Source organism: Sphingobium sp. Ant17 (assembly GCF_000588875.1).
In the GTDB taxonomy this organism is placed as follows: Bacteria; Pseudomonadota; Alphaproteobacteria; order Sphingomonadales; family Sphingomonadaceae; genus Sphingobium.
The window spans coordinates 57,607-75,633 of the sequence record NZ_JEMV01000023.1 but is presented as its reverse complement, the minus strand read 5'-3'; the positions used below and the strand labels follow the sequence as shown (position 1 = coordinate 75,633).

Here is an 18,027-nt window from a genome sequence, read left to right as displayed (position 1 = left end):
CGCGATCATCATCAGGCGAAACCGGATCATGTCGGCCAGGCTGTGAGTAATACGATCGGGCGCGCGCGGATCCTTGATGCAGGCCGCAAGCCGATCAGCAACACCAAGGCGCTCCTCAACTTCACGCAGCAGCACCAGACCGCCATCTGAGGAGAGCTGGCCGCCGTCGAACCTGGCGTCTACACGCTTGCCCGAAACAGGTGACAAACCGGCCAGGGGCAGCGTAGGATCGTCCATGGCGGGTGTCGCTCTCCAGAAATAACGGTGATCGGCTTTAGCAACCAAATCATACGTTAAATCATAGTGTTATGCCACATCCGCCAACCCTAGGTGAATTTTCCGGGCTAGGTGAGGCGAGAGGATGTGCTGCCCTTGGCCGTGCGTACATATGCGCTTGGCCGGGCAGCATTCCCTAAAAGCTATGGACGTCGAGTGGGTCATTCATTCGATTGATGGTAGTGCAACACGGCCAGGGTATGAACCGCCCTGCCGCAGCAATCGCATAGATGAGCCGCATGTCACAGAACAAGCATATATTGCCGACAAAGCGCATTCATAATTTCCGAGATTATGGCGGCTATACGGTTCGAGGCGGTGGCCGTTTAAGACCTGCCATGCTCTTTCGTTCGGGTGAACATTCCCAAGCCACCACATCTGACCTGGCACTCGTTGACGACTTGGCTCTCAAGGCTATGATCGATTTGCGCAGTCTGGATGAGCGCGTTGCAAAGCCCAATCGCTACAGCGTCTCCAGTCGGGCAAAAATTCTATTTTCTGATAGCTATATTCATGCCCGTCCACCCCATGAGGCAATTATGGACGTTGCCGCCACACCGCAAATGGTCCGTGCGCGCCTCTTGGAATATTATAGAATCAGTCCTTTTAAACCAGAGCAAATTAATTGCCTTCGTCTCTATTTTTCAGCGTTGATCGAAACTGATGGGGCGACATTGGTGCATTGTGCCGCCGGAAAGGACAGGACGGGTATAGCCGTTGCGCTGTTCCACAAAATCATTGGGGTGGAGATCGACGATATATTCGCCGACTATCTTCTAACCAATGAGGCAGGGGATTTGAACGACCGCATCGCGTCATTTGGCTATAGCGTGCGCGCGCATCTAGGGGATGATCTGAGCGAAGAAACCCTGAGCATAAGTTTGTCGGTAGAAGAACAATATCTCAATGAAATGTTCAAATCTATATATATTCAGCATGAATCAATCGAAGAATATTTTCGCAAAATATTAAAATTTGATAATTGCCAAATAGATTATCTTATGAATAAATTTGTTGTTTAGATTATGAAAATTGAAGTTTGAATGTTTTGGATTTTCCCTGCTGGATTTGTGATTCAAGGCCATGGGCTGGCGACTAAAAGTGGCCAGTGTGTAGCAAATAATGGCGCGATGCTTAAAAATCAAAACTGCGATTGTGGGCTAGGCGGCGTGGACAAATTCGATGTTAGCAGGATCGCTTTCCTGCGATCTGGTTGTTACCATTGGGAATGACGCTGGAAGAAGAGAGCGAACGAGCTACGTCGATGCTGTTGGCAAGGTTGTCCGCCGTGTCATGCGCCACCGCGATGGAGAGGTGGTGATCGAATTTGAGGATGGCAGCCGATTTTTGCGGATAGCGACAGCCCTCTCGAACTGTCCATCACCTTGGAGGAATAGTATATGCGCCTTATGGCATTTTGGACGTCGATGCGATTGACGTAGCCCAAGAGGATTGATTCAAGGCTGCTTTTGGAGGCAGGTTTGAGCAGGGGCGATCTCACCGAAGCAGAATGGCGTGTTCTCAAGGGTCTGCTGCCCATTGACCCTGACAACCGCGGCCGAGGTAGACCTCCCGAGCAGAATCGTTCGATCATCAACGGCATTCTCTGGCGGCTCCGCTGCGGCGCTCCATGGCGCGACGTGCCACCAAAATATGGCAGTTGGAACACCATCTATCGGCGGTTCCGGCGCTGGAGCGAAGCAGGGGTTTGGGAGACCGTGGCAGTGACGCTCGCCGAGGTCATGGCGGACAGCCGCCACTACAGCATCGACAGCACCACAGTCCGCGCCCATGTTTCGGCAGCGGGCGGAAAAGGGGGACTCATCGACGCGCTCTTGGCCGCTCGCGGGGCGGGTTCACCAGTAAGCTTCACTGCCTGGCAGATGCCCTCGGCCGACCGCTCGCCTTCCATCTGACGATCGGCGAGGCCGCAGATTGCAAAGCCTATGACGCCCTGATCGGCCTGCCCGAGCGTCCACCTAAGGCTTTGCTCGCCGACAAAGGCTACGACGCTGACACGATCCGTGCCGACCTTGCCGAACGGAATATCGAAGCCGTCATCCCTGGCAGATCAAACCGCCGCGTGAAAATCGAGCATGATCGGGCGCTCTACAAGCAGCGCAATCGCATTGAGCGCATGTTCGGGCAGCTCAAGATCAACCGCGCCATCGCCACCCGCTACGATCAACTGGCCAACAGCTTCCTCGGAATGGTCCATATAGCCACCGCCAGATACTGGCTCAAATTTGTCCACGCCGCCTAGGGTGCAACGCTAACCTGCCGGCGTAGTTGCAACACTTCATTGTGACATGTAGCTTGCTGCAGGTTTGGTAGATAACGATATAAGTGCTTTTAAAACCGAAAGATGTGACTATAGTGAAGGGGGTTTAACAGCATAATCAATTTGCCATGACAGAGGTCGCTGTCACTACACTGGCAAAGCTAAAGACAGAGTGGATACGATATAACTACTATGCCATAAGCTGTGCGAGTACATATATTTATATATAAAAAAGTAATGAATAATATTCATAAAAACAAAAATCTCATTCAGATCCTGAGAGAAATTGAATGTCGCTCTCGGTTGTATCGCCCTCCCGCAACCAACACAAATTACATGCGCCCGCCCCAACAAGGCGGGCTTTTTGGCGTCCAAACCACTTCACAACCCCGTATCCATCCGGCGGCGCCCGCCTTGTCGTGAGGTAGTGGACTGCTCTTAAGCATGCTCTCGAGAGTAGGCTTAGGAGCGGTTCATGGGGCACATAACGGTAATGACCGGGCCGGAACGGCGGCGGCGTTGGAGCGACGAGGAACGGCTGCAGATTTTGGCGGAAGCCTTTGCGCCGGGATCCAGCGTTTCGGCCGTGGCGCGACGGCACGACATTTCCACGGCGCGGATCTACACATGGCGCAGCAAGCTGCGACAACCGCCCGCCCTGACCGAGTTCGCCGAGGCGGTGGTAGACGATGGCACCCAGCAAGGCGGGCAACAGGCCGGGATGCCGGTGATCATCATCGATCTCGGCGCCAAGGGACGCGTGAACGTATCAGCTGCGGCATCACCTGCATTGGTGTCGGCGGCGCTGAAGGCCTTGCGATGATCCCAGCAGGCGCACGGGTGTGGATCGCAATGGGCCATACCGATATGCGTCGCGGCATGCAGAGCCTCGCGGCGATGGTACAGCAGAGTTTTTCGCGAGACCCATTTGCCGGCGATCTTTGGGTCTTTCGCGGGCGTAACGGGTCGCTGGTGAAGATAATCTGGCACGACGGTCTCGGGATGTCGCTTTATTCGAAGCGGTTGGAACGAGGGAAGTTTATTTGGCCCTCCGCGAAGGACGGCGTAGTGTCGCTGACGAGCTCACAGCTGGCCTGTTTGCTCGACGGCGTGGACTGGCGGAACCCGCAATATAGCTGGCGCCCGCAGAGCGCGGGATAGGCGCAGATTTTCTTCGTCGAGGCCGCATTTTCCGCTTTAACCGGGCGGTTTTCTGTGATTCCATCCTGGTTGTGGACGCCGCCGTTTCGCCCCTGCCTGACGACATTGAAGTGCTCAAGGCGCTGGTCCGGCTCAGCACGCAACGCGCCGATGCGGCCGAACAGCGCGCCACCAGCGCCGAGGCCGAACTGGCCAATGCCCGTGCCCGGGAGAGCGCCACCGAGGCATTGATCTCGCACTACAAGTTGCAGATCGCCAAGCTCAGGCGCGAGCAATACGGCCCCAGCGCCGAACGCACCCGCCGGCTTCTTGCGCAGATGGAGTTTGAGCTCGAAGATTTGGAGGCCGACGCCGCCGAAGACGATCTGGCCGCCGAGACCGCCGCGACAAAGGCGACGAACGTCACCGCCTTCGAGCGCAAGAGGCCGGTCAGAAAGCCGTTCCCCGACCATTTGCCCCGCGACCGCGTCGTCGTTCCGGCGCCCTGTTCCTGTCCGGCCTGTGGCGGCATGCGCCTGTCGAAGCTGGGCGAGGATGTAACCGAGACGCTGGAGGTGATCCCGCGTACCTGGAAGGTCATCCAGACCGTACGCGAGAAGTTCTCCTGCCGTGACTGCGAGAAGATCACGCAGCCGCCCGCGCCATTCCATGTCGTGCCGCGTGGCTGGGCAGGCCCAAGCTTCCTCGCCATGCTGCTGTTCGAGAAGTATGGCCAGCACCAGCCTCTCAACCGCCAGGCGGAGCGGTTCACCCGCGAAGGCGTGCCGCTGAGCGTCTCCACGCTTGCCGATCAGGTCGGTGCAGCTTCCTTCGCCCTGATGCCCATCTTCCGATTGATCGAGGCCTATGTCTTTGCCGCCGAACGTGTGCATGGCGACGACACCACCGTGCCGGTCATGGCCAAGGGCAAGACCGATACCGGTCGATTATGGGATTATGTCCGGGATGACCGCCCATTCGGCGGCGCCGATCCGCCGGCGGTCGTTTTCTATTATTCGCGCGACCGGCGCGGCGAACATCCCCAGGCGCATCTCGCGTCCTGGTCCGGGATTCTGCAGGCAGATGCCTATGCGGCTATTTCGAGCTGTACGCTCCCGACCGCCAGCCTGGTCTCATCCTGGAGGCAGGATGCTTTGCTCACGCGCGCAGGAAGTTCTTCGAACTTGCTGACGTCGAGGGCGCTGCGCGCAAGAAGAGCCGCGGCGAACGGACTGGCCCCATCTATCCGATTGCGCTGGAGGCGGTGCAGAAGCTGGACGCCCTGTTCGACGTTGAGCGCGGTATCAACGGCAAGACACCAGCGGAGCGGCTTGCCGCACGTCAGGAGTTGAGCGCGCCGCTGATCGCCGAACTGCACGACTGGTTGAACGCCCAACTCGCCAAGCTGTCGCGTAACCATGATCTCGCCAAGGCCATCAACTATATGCTCCGGCGCTGGGACGCCTTCACCCGCTTCCTCATCGATGGSAGGGTATGCCTCACGAACAACGCAGCGGAACGGGCGCTGCGCTGTGTGCCACTCGGGCGGAAAGCATGGCTATTTTGCGGCTCCGATCGCGGCGGTCAGCGCGCCGCCATCATGTTTTCACTCATTCAGAGCTGTCGCCTCAACGACGTCGATCCCCAGGCTTGGCTCGCTGACGTCCTCGCCCGCATCGCCGGTCATCCGGCTAATCGGCTTGGCGAKCTACTCCCATGGAATTGGAAACCAACAGCGTTGAAGCTGGAGCCGTGATCTCATAGCATCACGGCATGGAATTTGGCCCGCAACCCGAACTSATTGAATCCTCTCTYTGCCGGTCCATCGAACAGGCGGGCGTACGGCTGACCATCAACATCGTGCGGATCGCCACCGAACGCGGTTGGTCCCTCGAGGTCGTCAACGAGCACGGCACCTCGACGGTCTGGGACAATCTATTCCCCACCGACCGCGATGCCGATGCTGCATTCCGCGATGTGCTCGCTCAAGAAGGCGTCGAGGCCTTCCTCGGCAAGTAAGATGCCAAATCCCGCAGCGAACCGTCAGTAGCTGCGGTCCTCGCCGGATGCGTACCGATCTCGAACGGGAAAGGGTCGACTTCACTTGGGACAAACCCGTCGTTCCGATGCCGCAGGTTGAGCGTCAGTTCTTGTCGGAAGCCGACGTTCGGCTCCTGTTCGTGCGGCGTCGCGTTACGACTGAAACTGGGCCGGAGCAGACTAGCAGGTCTCGGGCGGCCTAATTTGCAAAGCAGACCCTCGTCATGCGATGTCGTCGCCGGCAACGGCCCCTCAGTGTGGACGATATCCACCGATTGTCCTGACAAATATCGAGCTTTCACCTTGTCGGAGGAAATCTTGCTCTATTGCGGCAACACAACCTCAACTGGTACGACATCCGCCTGATGGTGGACTTTACCAAGATTGTCGCTGGCGTTGCCGGGCAGCGCGAGACCTTCGAAGAACTAGTTTGCCAGATCGCGCGGCGCATTCCGAGTATGGGGTCTGTCGAATTTCGTAGGATTCATGGTGCGGGTGGCGATGGCGGGGTCGAGGCCGTCTGGCAACTCGCCGATGGCAGCGAACATGGGTATCAAGCCAAATTCTATACGAAATCCAGTGATGTTGATTGGGGCGCGGTCGACAAATCGGTAGCCACGGCGCTGGCTACTCATCCCAAGTTGAGCACGATGACGATCGCGATCGCGTGTGTGCTGACGGGGCGCACGCAACGGACAACGAAGAGCGGCAAGCCACAGGCCAATGGCTGGGATGCTTGGGACCAACACAAGGCGAAGTGGGAAGCTGCCGCTTCGGCGCTGGGCAGAACCGTCCTGTTCGAACCTTGGACCGCGTCGGACCTTGAGGAATTGCTCACCCGCCCTGAAACAATCGGCTTGGTCGATTATTGGTTCGGCGGGATCGAGTTGTCGCCGTCATGGCTCGCAGCCCAGTGCCAGCGCACCGTCGCCGCGCTAGAAGAGCGATATCATCCCGAGGACAATGTCGATGTGTCGACCGCGGCGGTATTTGACGGCTTGCTTCGCAATCCCCGGTTTCGCACCCTGCTCGAGGCTGTTCGCGCCGCTGTGCTCGAGAAAGCGCAACTCGGTTCGGCCCCGCAGACCTTGCCGCCCGCAGACAAGCTCAAACTTGGAGAGATCGCCGGCAAAGTCCGCCAGTTCGACGCAGCCACGGTTATCCTCGGGTCGTCGAGCGATGCGCCGTTCGACTATCCAGCATGGCGCGATCAGGCGCTTGATCTGCGCCAGCGGGTCTTCGATGCGATCCAGTCGATCAGCGAATTCTCGCGAGAGGCAAAAGCCAAGCGACCCAAGACGGCCGGCCCGCTGACGCCGGCGGAGGATCGCGAGCGAACTGGCCTAGATTATCTGGTGGATACGCTGCGCGACCTGCAATCGGCGCTGGGCGATTTTCTCGAAGCCATCGATTCCATCGGAAGCCTGAGCGACCAGCGCCGGTTTGCGCTGCTCGATGGACGGGCAGGATCAGGCAAATCCCACCTCATTGCCTCGCAAGTCGAGCGTGCGCTCGCCGACGGCGCGCCGGCCCTTTTTCTTCTCGGCACCGATTTCTCGCTGCACGGTACAATCGGCAATCAGATGATTGCGCATTTCGAGCTTGGCGCGAACAAGTTCGACCAATTGCTAGGCGCTTTGAACGCACGCGCCGAGGCTGTCGGCAAGCGGGCACTAATTGCCATCGACGCCGTCAATGAAGGGGCCGGCGTCCAGCTCTGGCGGGGCGCGCTTCACGGAATCGCGCAACGTATCCTCGCCCAACCGCAGCTTACCTTGTGCATCTCGTGCCGGCGGGAATATGTGGATTACCTCATCACGCCGGCGGTGGAAGCGATGGCCACGCGGGCCGAAGTCGCCGGGTTCGAGTCTCCGGAAGAGATCGAGGCGGCTGCCAAGGTCTATATGGATCGCCGCGGAATCGTGCGGCCGGCTACGCCCTGGCTCAATCCGGAATTCTCCAATCCGCTGTTCCTGCGCACGGCATGCCTTGCAATCGAGCGCGATGGGCGGACAACGTTCCCACGCGGGATGCGCGGGACCAGCGAGGTCCTGAGTTTCTTCCTCGACGCCACCGGACGCCATCTGGGGACGGCCTATGACGGCGCCGACACACTCATAGGACCAGTGCGGCGAGCGCTGCTTAGCCTCGCTGCGGAGATGGCGAAGCACCGGCAGGACTATGCAAGCCGGACTGAGGCGCACGGAATCGTCGAACAAGCCTTTCAGGGCTTCGCGTCACCGCCTGGGAAGACATGGCTCGAGCTGCTGCGTTTCCGCGGCCTGCTTCGGTACGATCCCAATCCTGCGCACGATCGCAACGATCCTCTCTCGGATCAGGACGATGTCGTCCGCTTCTCTTTCCAGCGGTTCCAGGACCACCTAGTCGCAAATTCGCTGCTGCAGAACATCTCCGATCCAACCGGCCTGTTCGATTCCGCAGGATCCCTCGCCTTCGTTCTGGGAAAGCACGGCGTTCAGTGGGAATGGCGTGGCCTGTTCTACGCGCTGACCCTGCACTTCGCCGATCGCTACAAGGTCGAGCTCGTCGACACCCTTCCCGGCGGCTACGATGCTTGGTGGGACCAGTGGCCGGTCCAGGATGCGTTTGTTGACAGCGTGCGCTGGCGCGCCGTGGGCGCATTCACCGCTCGGACACGCGAGCTGCTCAACCGGCTCGACCGCGATGACGAGGATATCGTCGCATTGCTGATAGAATTGGCCGTGGTCGAGCAGCACCCATGGAATGCGGACCTTCTCGATCGCAACCTTCAACCGCGCCAGCTTGCTGACCGAGATGCGTTCTGGACCCGCCGCATCAATGCGGCGCACCACGATGCCGGGCACCCGCTGTCAAAGTTGATCAATTGGTGCCTGAGCCCAGGGATAGCACGCGCTGAGGATGAGACGCTGAGGCTGGCGCTCGTCATACTGGCATGGGCCTTTACCTCGACCAGCGCGAACATTCGCGATAACGCGACGAAGGCGATGATCCGCGTCTTCATGGAACGGCCATCGCTGGTCGAGCCGCTGTTCATTCGCTTTGCCGGGTGTGACGATCCGTATGTCATCGAGCGGATGTTCGGCGCGCTGTACGGGGCGAGCCTCCGCGCACTCGATCCAACCCGTCTCGAAGCGCATGCCGTGACCGCTTGGACGCACGCCTTCGCGGGTGACCAAGTCCCGGTCCATATCGTCGCGCGCGATTATGCTCGCGGCGTCGTCGAATTGGCGAATGCTGCTGGCACATTGGACGCCAGGATCGAACTCGTTCGATGCCGCCCGCCCTATGGCGCCACGGCGGCGGTCTTCAACTTCACGGAGGCGCGCGTGGAGGCGCGCGCGAAGCGGATCGGCGCCGATTCGATCCTGCGCTCCTGCTACAAGGGCCTTGCGGATTTTGGCCGCTACACGCTCCAGTACCGGGTTGAACGCTTCGCGGCCGCGCCACGCGCTGGACCGCGGCCGCTGACGTCTTCCGAAACCGGCAGAGCCTTTCTCGACGACGTATCGCAAGGGCGCCCTGACATCGCTGCTGCGTTCAAGGCGCTTCGGAATGCCCATCGACGAAAGCGCATGTCGTTTGATGCTGATACCTTCAAGATGACGATCCCCGCTGCCGACCGCAGGCGCGTACGAGCCGCGGAAGCTGCACTTATAGCGTTGCTGACACCAGCGCAGGCGCGGCGGTTCGCGACCGACGCAAAACGCTGGGCGGCAAACGAATCGGACCACGTCTGGATCGTCCCGGGCAAGGGCGTCGGCAAGGAAGTGGACGCACATCGCGCCAAGCTTTGGGTCGCCAATCGCGCCATGGCACTGGGCTGGACCGAGACGGCATTCCCGCGAGACAACACGTTCGGTGAGCGGCAGGGAGATCGAGGCCGCGTAGAACGGATCGGCAAGAAGTATCAGCGCATCGCAATGATGGAATTGCTGGCGAGGCTCGCGGACAATAATTGGCTGAAGCCCGACTGGGGCGAGCCCGCGAAGATCTATGACGATCCGCTCGATGTTGAGTTCGTTCGCGACATCGAGCCTTCGGTTCTGCCGGCCGACAAGGAAGCAGCCGCTATCTCGGGCGTACCAAGCGTCCCGCTTCTGCGCTGCCCCGATCTTCCGCCCGCCGAACGCAAGGCATGGGTATTCGATGCCGATCTTCCAGCAGATCGTCTGAAACTGGGGTTAGGATCTGATCTGGGGAGCGACGAATGGCTCGCGCTCTACCGCTATTCCTCACACGACATCGATGGCCCGCGCGGGAAAGGGGTGTGGGATGTGCCCTGGGAACAGAGCGATTTCCACTTCATTGCCATGCTGCTGATGCCGCCCGCCACGCGCGAGCGGTTTATCGACGAAACCGAGCGCCACACGGACGATTTTCACGAATGGCTGCCCGGTAATCTCACGGATGGCCCCTTTATCGGCGAGCTTGGCCGGCGATCGACGTGGCCGGCCAAGCCATGGTCCACGCTGCGGGCACGCGGACCGGACGACGATCGATGCTACCGAGTGATCAAGCCAACAATCGGGTTTCAATGGGAAAGCCATCTCGACGAGAGCCTCGCTAACGGCTTCTCACGGCAGGTCCCGATCGCATGGCTGATTGGAGCGCTCGGTTTGCGTCCCGACATCGAAAATGCCGGCGTCTTTGTAAACGGTGACGGCCTGCCGGTGATCGTCAGCGGCAGCGATGACCACAATAGCCATGTTCTGGTCCGCCGCGACGCCTTGTTGGAGATGGCGCGCAAGCACGAGGTCGAACCTGTCTGGACCGTGATCGGCGAACGTATCGGACGGACAGGCAGCGGTAAGCGCAGATCCGACGTTCGTGTGCGATACAACGGGGTTCTCTGGGTACGGGAGGGATCGCCACAGATACGGCATTGGTCGCGGCCGGACTGAGAGTGCCCCCTAGCCGTTTTGACATCAGCAATTACCCTGTTGTGCCGGCGAACGGAGCCGCCGCTCACATCAACGACGCTGAATGTCTTGAGCTGGTCGCGTGTTGCCGGAAGCGGAACGCCGCTTCGTGGGACAAACCGGCCGTTCGCGGCGGTTCAGTCTTTCGGCAGCTTCCGACCCAAAGGCAGTCATAGGCGAGGCACGTTTCCGATCTCGGGAGCGGATATTCTGAACCGGGGTTCTGACACACGCAAACCCTTGGACGACCGTGGTAGGTTCTGCAGTGTCACAACCGACCGGTTGTGACACCAGCTCATCGCTTCCTGCCGAACATTGGGATTTTGTATAGTCGCCCCAAGCTGCCGCCAACATGAGGCTGCTACCGTCGTGGCATGACGCCTATCCGATACCTTTCGATCGCCACATTGCCCCTGCTGGCGGTCCTGACGGGCTGCGGCGGTGATCCGGCTCCCCCGGCTCCCCCGGCGAAAGCGGAGGCGGTCGCTCACGAAAGCGATCTGCTGAAGCTCACCCTCACAACGCAAGCGCAACAGCGTCTCGGCATCCGAACGGTAAGAATTGGCGATGGCTCGGCCGCGCAAGTCCGCGAGACGAGCGGGGAGGTCGTCGTGCCGGCAACCGGCGGGGCCGGTGTGCCAACGGGATCTACGAGCAACCTCGCTCAAATTGGGGTCAGTCAGGTTGCGGCCGAAGGCGAGGTCGCGCGGGCGCAAGCGCAAGTGCGGCTCGCCGTCATTGCCTATAACCGCGCCGACGCCTTGGTGCGCGAGGAGGCGGGCAGCGTGCGAGGGCGCGACGAAGCCGCGGCGGCACTTGCCACCGCGCGGGCAGCACTGGATGCGGCCCGCGCGCAACGCGGGCTGCTCGGTCCCTCGATCGCGTCTATGGGCAATCTCTCGACGCTGTGGGTGCGGGTGCCTGTGTTCGGCACCGACGTGAGCGCCATCGAACGCGGTCGCACCGCTACGGTTCGCCCCCTCGGCGACAATCGCGCCGCTCCGCGCGCTGCGCGCCCGGTCCAGGCCCCACCCTCGGCCAATGCAGTCGCGGGCACCGTCGATCTGTTCTTCGCGCTCGATAATCGCGACCGTGCCTACCGCGTCGGCCAGCGCGTCTCCGTGGCGTTGCCGCTTGGCGGGAGGGCGGATGGACTGTCGGTCCCGACCGCAGCGATCGTCCGCGACATCTATGGCGGCGAATGGGTGTACCGGAAGACTGCGCCCGACACCTATGTCCGGCAGCGGATTGAGGTCGCGAGCGTCGCGGACGGCCGTGCGCTGTTGTCGCGGGGCCTGGAGCGCGGTGCCGAAGTCGTGACGGACGGGGCGGCCGAGCTGTTCGGGACCGAGTTCGGGACGCCGCACTGATGCTCGCCTGGCTGGTCCGTGCCGCGCTGACCCAGCGCGTTCTCGTCCTCGCGCTCGCTGCGCTGCTGGTCGTCCTTGGGCTACGCGCGACCGGCGATGTGCCGCTCGACGTGTTTCCCGAGTTCGCACCGCCTATGGTCGAGATCCAGACCGAAGCGCCTGGTCTTTCGACCGAAGAGGTGGAAAGCCTGATTACCGTACCGATCGAAACGGCGGTCAACGGCGTCCCCGATCTGATGACGCTACGGTCCAAGTCCGTGCTGGGCCTGTCGTCGGTATCGATCCTGTTCGATCGCGGCACCGATGTGATCCGCGCCCGCCAGCTCGTCCAGGAGCGGGTGACACAGGTGCAGGCGCGGTTGCCCGCCGCGGCGCGTCCCCCGGTGATGCTGCCGCCACTGTCGTCAACCAGTCGGGCGATGAAGATCGGCATATCGTCGGCAAAGCTCGATCAGATGCAACTCTCCGAACTGGCGCGATGGACGATCCGGCCGCGCCTGATGGCGGTGCCGGGCGTCGCAAACGTCGCAATCTGGGGTCTGCGCGACCGCCAATTGCAGGTTTTGGTCGATCCCGACCGGCTGCGCGCGGCCGGCGTGACGCTCGCCGAACTGCGCACCGCGGCCGGCGATGCGGTGCTGGTCGGTGGGGGCGGCTTTGTCGATACGGCAACCCAGCGGCTCGCCGTGCAGCAGACGAGCGCGATCCAGTCCTCGGCCGATCTTGCACATGCGGTCATCAAGCAGAGCGGCGAAGCGGCGGTCCGCATCGGCGACGTCGCCCGCGTGGTCGACGGCTTCGCCGCGCCGATCGGCAATGCGATCATCGACGACGGGCCCGGCCTGATGCTGATCGTCGAGAAGCAACCGACCGGCAACACCCTCCAGCTTACCCGAGACGTGGAGGCCGCGATCGGTGAGCTGAAGCCGGGCCTGCGCGACGTGAAGGTCGATACGACGATCTTCCGCCCTGCGACCTTCATCGAACGCTCGATCGACAATCTGACGCGCGCGCTCGCGATCGGCTGCCTGCTCGTGGCCGTGGTGCTGTTCGTCTTTACCCGCGATTGGCGGCAGGCGACGATCAGCCTGGTCGCCATCCCGCTGTCGCTGCTCGGCGCGGGGCTGGTGTTGCTATGGAGCGCTGCCACCATCAACACGATGGTGATCGCGGGGCTGGTCATCGCGCTCGGCGAAGTGGTCGACGATGCTATCATCGACGTGGAGAACATCGCGCGCCGACTGAGGCTCAATCGCGAGGCGGGCAACCCGCGCTCCAACTTCGACGTGGTGCTGTCCGCCTCGCTGGAAGTGCGATCGGCGGTGGTGTTCGCGTCGCTGATCGTGATGCTGGTGTTCCTGCCGATCTTCTTCCTGGGCGGGGTGGCGGGCACGTTCTTCCAACCGCTCGCCATCGCCTATGTGCTGGCGATCGCCGCGTCGCTGCTGGTCGCGCTGGTGGTGACGCCGGCGATGTGCCTGTTCCTGCTGCCGAACGCGCCCCTCAAGGCAGAGCGTGACACGCGGCTCGTCGGGGCGCTGAAACGCCGCTACGCCGGGGTGCTGCCGCGGATGGTGGCGCGACCGGCGCTGGCGATGGGGATCGTCGCGGGCGGCCTGCTGCTGGCAGGCGTCGGCTATGCCGGGTTCAAGGACCAATTCCTGCCCGATTTCCGCGAAACCGACTTCCTGATGCACTTCGTCGAGAAGCCCGGCACGTCGATCGAGGCGATGGACCGGATCACGATCCGTGCCTCCAAGGAGCTGCGCGCGATTCCTGGCGTGCGCAACTTCGGCGCACATATCGGCCGTGCGGAGGCCGCAGATGAAGTGGTCGGCCCGAACTTCACCGAGCTGTGGATCAGCCTGGACGAGAATGTCGATTATGATGCCAGCGTCGCGCGCATCAAGGAAGTGATCGACGGCTATCCCGGCCTCTACCGCGACGTGCTCACCTATCTGCGCGAGCGCATCAAGGAAGTACTGAGCGGCGCAGGCGCGACGGTGGTCGTCCGCATCTTCGGTCCCGATCAGATCGAGCTTCGTGCCGCGGCCGAACGTGTCCGCGCCAAAGTGGCGGCGATCGACGGGGTTGCCGATCTCAAAGTCGAGCAACAGGTTCTGGTGCCGCAAATCCAGGTCCGTCCCCGGCCTGGCGATCTCGCCACGCTGGGCCTCACCGCGGGCGAAGTACGGCGACAAGCGCAAACCTTGGTCGCCGGGCAGAAGGTCGGCGAAATCTACCGCGACCAAAAAGCGTTCGACGTGGCGCTGTGGGGCGAACCGAAGGTGCGCGGCGATGTCCATGCGCTTGCCGACATGATGATCCAGACGCCCGCGGGCGCGCCGGTACGGTTGCGCGACGTGGCCGATATTCGCATCATGCCTGCCCCGAACGAGATCAAGCGCGAGAACGGTGAGCGCCGGATCGACGTCACGCTCAATGTCGCCGGTGCGGACCTCGGCACGGTCGCGCGCGCTGTCGAAACGGCTGTGGGTCAGATGCCGTTCGCGACCGGATACCATCCCCAGGTGCTGGGCGAATACGCGGCGCTGCGTGATTCACGCCAGCGGCTCTGGACGACGGGGCTGCTCTGCCTGCTCGGCGTCCTGCTGCTGGTCTGGCTGGAGTTCCGCTCGGCGCGGATCACCGCGCTGGTAGCGACCAGCCTGCCGTTCGCGCTGGTCGGCGGGGTAGTCGGCGTGGCGCTGACGGGTGGCGTGCTGTCGCTCGGCTCGCTGGTCGGGTTCGTGACGGTCATCGGCATTTCGGCGCGCAACGGCATCATGCTGCTGTCGCACTACGATCATCTCCGCCGGTTCGAGGGCGAGGACTTCGGCCCGCGTCTGATCCTGCGCGGCGCGGAGGAACGACTGGTGCCGATCCTGATGACCGCGGCGTGCGCCGGTCTGGCGCTGCTGCCGCTGATCGTCGCCGGCAACGCGCCGGGCCATGAAATCGAGCATCCGATGGCGATCGTCATCCTGGGCGGACTTGTCTCCTCGACCGTGCTCAACCTGTTCCTGATGCCCGCGCTATACGCGCGCTTCGGACGGGAGAAGCCCGCGCCCGATGCCCCACTTGCCGGAGTTCCCGCATGATCCGCCGGTTTGCTCCGATCGCCGCGCTCGCGGTCGCGGGGTGCATGTCTGCGCCTCTGCCCCCGCCGACGATCCCACCCGCGTCCGCCACAGGTGCTTTCGCAAACCTTCCGACCGCGGCGATCGGCCCGGTCCCGAATGACTGGTGGCGGCTGTACGACGATCCGGCGCTTGATCGACTGGTCCAGGCAAGCCTCGCCGCCAATGCCGATCTGCGCGTCGCCTATGCCAATCTCGACGGCGCGCGCGCGGCACTGCGGCAGGCGCGCGCCGCGCGGCTGCCGCAAACCACGATCGAAAGCGCGGGCACGATCGACAACAGCGCGACGCAGCCAAGCGCGTCATCGAACGTGCCGACCACCGACTACGATCTCGCCCTGACCGCAAGTTGGGACATCGACCTGTTCGGCCGCCTGCGCTCGGGCACGCTGGCGGCGGGGGCCGATGCTGACGCTCAGGCTGCGGCGCTGGACTCCCTGCGCGTCGCGGTCGTGGCGGATACGGTGCTCGCCTATGTCGATCTGTGCGGTGCGACCCGTGCGGCGAATGTCTCGCGCGAGATTGTCGCGGTTCAGGAACGCTCGGTTGGCGTGGTACGTGACCAGCTTGCCGCTGGCGAAGTATCGCCGCTCGAAGTCTCGCAGGCCGCCAGCCTGCTGGAATCCACCCGCGCCACGCTGGCCCCGTTCGAGGCGGCGCGCGCGAATGCCCTGTACCGGATCGCAACCTTGCAGGGCCGCCCCCCCGCTGAAGCGCGCGGGTTCGACATCGCCTGCAATGCGCCCCCGAAGCTCCGCGCGGCGGTGCCCGTGGGCGAAGGACAGGCGCTACTGCTGCGTCGCCCCGATATTCGCGAAGCCGAACGCCGCCTCGCCGCTGCCGCGGCGCGGATCGGGGTCGCCCATGCCGATCTCTACCCGCGCGTGAACCTGGGTGGTGCAGTCGGGCTGTTGACGGGTGGCTTCGTCGCGACGGCTTCACCGCTGATAAGCTGGGCCTTCCCCAATCAGGCCCCAGCGCGAGCACGACTGGAACAGGCCCGCGCAACAGAACGCGCGGCGCTCGCCGGCTGGGATGTGGCGGTATTGCGGGCATTGCGCGAAGTCGAAACCGCGCTCGCCGTCTATGATGGCGAGGTGCGCCGCAATCGCGCGCTCGATGCCGCGCGGATCCAATCTACGCTTTACGCCCGCCGTGCAGCCGCCCGTGTTCGGCTTGGGGATGCCGCCTCGCTGATCCAGTTCGATGCCGAGCGGGCGCGGGCGCAAGCCGCGCTCGCTCAAACACAGTCCGATCTCACCGTGGCGCAATCCCAGGTCGCGCTATTCCGGGCGCTGGGTGGGGGATGGCAGACGAACGGTCCGGCGGGCTAGAAGGGCAGCCATGCGAATCCTGATCGTAGAAGATGATAACGAGACGAACCGCTTCGTGGCCCGCGGGCTTGCGGAATTGGGACATCATGTCGTCACCAGCACCGATGGTCGCGACGGGCTGTTTCAGGCGACTGGGGACCAATTCGACGCGCTGATCGTCGATCGGATGCTGCCTGGTCTGGATGGACTGTCACTTATCAAGGCGCTGCGTGCGGCGGGCAACATGACACCGGCCCTCATGCTCACCGCCGTGGGTGGCATCGCTGATCGCGTCGAAGGACTGGAAGGCGGTGCCGACGATTATCTGGTCAAGCCGTTCGCCTTTTCCGAGCTTGCCGCGCGTGTTCATGCGCTCGGGCGGCGTCCGGCTGCCCAGACCGAGGCGAGCGTGCTTGTAATTGGTGGGATCGAACTGGATCTTCATCGACGCTTCGTTACCCGCGACGGCCGTAGGATCGTGCTGCAACCGCGCGAGTTCGCGTTGCTCGCCGAGCTGATGCGCAATCCTCGCCGGGTCATGACGCGAACGATGCTGCTGGAGCGGGTCTGGGATTTCGATTTCGACCCCAAGACGAACATCGTCGAGACGCACTTAAGCCGCCTGCGCTCCAAGCTCAACGCCGGGTTCGACGATGATGCGATCGAGACCGTGCGCGGTGCTGGCTACATGATCCGCGGCGCGTGATGACCCGCCCGTGGCGATCCACCTTCGGGCTTGTCGCCCTCGTCGCGTCCCTCTTCGCGCTGGGGACGCTTATCATCGGGGTCGTCGCCTATGAGGTGACGCATGAAGCGCTCGAGATCCAGCTCGATCACCGGGTCGCGATCGAAACCCGCGCGCTGATCGACGAAGGCGACGACGGTCCTACGGGCGTTGCGATGGCAATTCGTCGGCGCGAGGCGGCGCGAAGCACCGCCAGTCTGGAATACCTGCTGGTCGACCCAGTGGGTCGCCGTGTCGCGGGGTCGCTCGACGCGACCGCCCCTACCGTGCGGGTTATCTGGAATTTCTGCATTACCGGCGGGACGGCGAACACCGGATCGCACAGGCCCTGACCACCCGATTGCCTGACAACAGCCGGTTGGTCGTCGCGGCCGATCGCGAAGTGATTGACGAGATGGATGCGACGCTGCTCAAGCTGTTCGCGGGCGCATTCGGCGTCATGCTGCTGCTCGGTATCGGCGGGGCCTGGCTGGTGGGTGCGGTGACGCGCGCGCGCCTAGCGCACATCGACCGCACCGCCCTCGCGATCATCGATGGCGATCTGGCGCGACGTATGCCGCTCACCGGCGCGGGTGACGAATTCGATCGCGTGTCGGCGACGCTCAACCGGATGCTCGACCGGATCGGCGGACTGATGGACAACCTGCGCCAGGTGTCGAGCGACGTAGCCCACGACCTGCGCACCCCGCTGACCCGCCTGCATAACCGGCTCGATGAAGCGCTATCGGCACGGGACGTGGACGAGAAACGCCAAGCGATCGAGGCCGCTGCCGCACAATCACGCGAACTGCTCGATATTT

The 18,027-nt window shown here is 62.6% G+C and carries 14 protein-coding genes and 1 pseudogene; 13 read left to right on the top strand and 2 right to left on the bottom strand.

Going from position 1 to position 18,027, the window contains the following annotated elements; all coding sequences use genetic code 11:
* Positions 1-237 (bottom strand): transposase (locus BF95_RS26400; protein ID WP_200866950.1); only part of this gene is annotated, 237 nt, incomplete at its 3' end.
* Between the two features lie 278 nt (positions 238-515).
* Here BF95_RS26400 and BF95_RS26395 point away from each other — a divergent pair.
* The 12 genes from BF95_RS26395 (at position 516) to BF95_RS28250 (ending at position 17,559) form a co-directional block, all read left to right on the top strand.
* Positions 516-1,298, top strand: coding sequence for a tyrosine-protein phosphatase (locus tag BF95_RS26395; protein WP_043151667.1), 783 nt, complete (start codon positions 516-518; stop codon positions 1,296-1,298).
* A gap of 459 nt (positions 1,299-1,757) precedes the next feature.
* A protein-coding gene (locus BF95_RS27375) for an IS5 family transposase (protein WP_200866949.1) occupies positions 1,758-2,539 on the top strand; the annotation gives its coding sequence in 2 pieces (ribosomal slippage) (positions 1,758-2,082 and positions 2,082-2,539; 783 coding nt in all).
* A 493-nt stretch (positions 2,540-3,032) separates the two neighbouring features.
* Positions 3,033-3,380: an IS66-like element accessory protein TnpA gene (gene tnpA, locus BF95_RS12110; protein WP_043151652.1), complete on the top strand. Its 348-nt coding sequence runs from the start codon at positions 3,033-3,035 to the stop codon at positions 3,378-3,380.
* Positions 3,377-3,718 carry an IS66 family insertion sequence element accessory protein TnpB gene (gene tnpB, locus BF95_RS12105; RefSeq protein WP_031286377.1) on the top strand — a complete coding sequence of 114 codons (342 nt, stop codon included), beginning with the start codon at positions 3,377-3,379 and terminating at the stop codon, positions 3,716-3,718. The genes tnpA and tnpB overlap by 4 nt, the downstream gene beginning before the upstream one ends.
* A gap of 71 nt (positions 3,719-3,789) precedes the next feature.
* Positions 3,790-5,453 (top strand): IS66 family transposase gene (tnpC, locus tag BF95_RS31040; RefSeq protein WP_200866948.1). Its coding sequence is split into 2 segments (ribosomal slippage): positions 3,790-4,789 and positions 4,789-5,453, totalling 1,665 coding nucleotides; the frame shifts between segments, so codons are not numbered across the junction.
* Between the two features lie 17 nt (positions 5,454-5,470).
* On the top strand, positions 5,471-5,716 hold the full coding sequence (locus BF95_RS12095; RefSeq protein WP_043151651.1) for a hypothetical protein: 246 nt from the start codon (positions 5,471-5,473) through the stop codon (positions 5,714-5,716).
* 671 nt (positions 5,717-6,387) lie between these two features.
* Positions 6,388-10,641, top strand: a complete 4,254-nt coding sequence (locus tag BF95_RS12090) for a hypothetical protein (protein ID WP_152542682.1) — start codon at positions 6,388-6,390, stop codon at positions 10,639-10,641.
* A 392-nt stretch (positions 10,642-11,033) separates the two neighbouring features.
* The gene (locus tag BF95_RS12085) at positions 11,034-12,029 is read left to right on the top strand and encodes an efflux RND transporter periplasmic adaptor subunit (protein WP_200866947.1); all 996 of its coding nucleotides are present in this window, start codon (positions 11,034-11,036) and stop codon (positions 12,027-12,029) included.
* Positions 12,029-15,130 carry an efflux RND transporter permease subunit gene (locus BF95_RS12080; protein ID WP_043151649.1) on the top strand — a complete coding sequence of 1,034 codons (3,102 nt, stop codon included), beginning with the start codon at positions 12,029-12,031 and terminating at the stop codon, positions 15,128-15,130. The genes BF95_RS12085 and BF95_RS12080 overlap by 1 nt, the downstream gene beginning before the upstream one ends.
* Complete coding sequence (locus BF95_RS12075) at positions 15,127-16,503, top strand: efflux transporter outer membrane subunit (RefSeq protein WP_043151648.1); 1,377 nt, start codon at positions 15,127-15,129, stop codon at positions 16,501-16,503. Before BF95_RS12080 ends, BF95_RS12075 begins: the two co-directional genes overlap by 4 nt.
* A gap of 10 nt (positions 16,504-16,513) precedes the next feature.
* A complete protein-coding gene (locus BF95_RS12070) occupies positions 16,514-17,188 on the top strand; it encodes a response regulator transcription factor (protein ID WP_043151647.1) in 675 nt (224 codons plus the stop codon).
* Positions 17,185-17,559: a hypothetical protein gene (locus BF95_RS28250; protein WP_200866946.1), complete on the top strand. Its 375-nt coding sequence runs from the start codon at positions 17,185-17,187 to the stop codon at positions 17,557-17,559. Before BF95_RS12070 ends, BF95_RS28250 begins: the two co-directional genes overlap by 4 nt.
* 164 nt (positions 17,560-17,723) lie before the next feature.
* Here the strand turns inward: BF95_RS28250 and BF95_RS29095 are convergent, their stop codons facing one another.
* A complete protein-coding gene (locus BF95_RS29095) occupies positions 17,724-17,930 on the bottom strand; it encodes a hypothetical protein (protein ID WP_235209703.1) in 207 nt (68 codons plus the stop codon).
* Here BF95_RS29095 and BF95_RS30680 point away from each other — a divergent pair.
* Positions 17,862-18,002, top strand: a pseudogene (locus BF95_RS30680) (two-component sensor histidine kinase); the annotation flags it as partial. The gene BF95_RS29095 and the pseudogene BF95_RS30680 sit on opposite strands and share 69 nt — an antisense overlap.
* Between the last annotated feature and the right edge of the window lie 25 nt (positions 18,003-18,027).

What these genes read in the sequence shown, in the direction of transcription:
- BF95_RS26395 (WP_043151667.1), top strand. Translation starts at nt 516, where the DNA reads ATGTCACAGAACAAGCATATATTGCCGACAAAGCGCATTCATAATTTC.
- tnpA (WP_043151652.1), top strand. Translation starts at nt 3,033, where the DNA reads ATGGGGCACATAACGGTAATGACCGGGCCGGAACGGCGGCGGCGTTGG.
- BF95_RS12075 (WP_043151648.1), top strand. Translation starts at nt 15,127, where the DNA reads ATGATCCGCCGGTTTGCTCCGATCGCCGCGCTCGCGGTCGCGGGGTGC.
- BF95_RS12090 (WP_152542682.1), top strand. Translation starts at nt 6,388, where the DNA reads ATGACGATCGCGATCGCGTGTGTGCTGACGGGGCGCACGCAACGGACA.
- BF95_RS29095 (WP_235209703.1), bottom strand. Translation starts at nt 17,930, where the DNA reads ATGCAGGCGGGTCAGCGGGGTGCGCAGGTCGTGGGCTACGTCGCTCGA.
- BF95_RS12080 (WP_043151649.1), top strand. Translation starts at nt 12,029, where the DNA reads ATGCTCGCCTGGCTGGTCCGTGCCGCGCTGACCCAGCGCGTTCTCGTC.
- BF95_RS12070 (WP_043151647.1), top strand. Translation starts at nt 16,514, where the DNA reads ATGCGAATCCTGATCGTAGAAGATGATAACGAGACGAACCGCTTCGTG.
- BF95_RS12085 (WP_200866947.1), top strand. Translation starts at nt 11,034, where the DNA reads ATGACGCCTATCCGATACCTTTCGATCGCCACATTGCCCCTGCTGGCG.
- tnpB (WP_031286377.1), top strand. Translation starts at nt 3,377, where the DNA reads ATGATCCCAGCAGGCGCACGGGTGTGGATCGCAATGGGCCATACCGAT.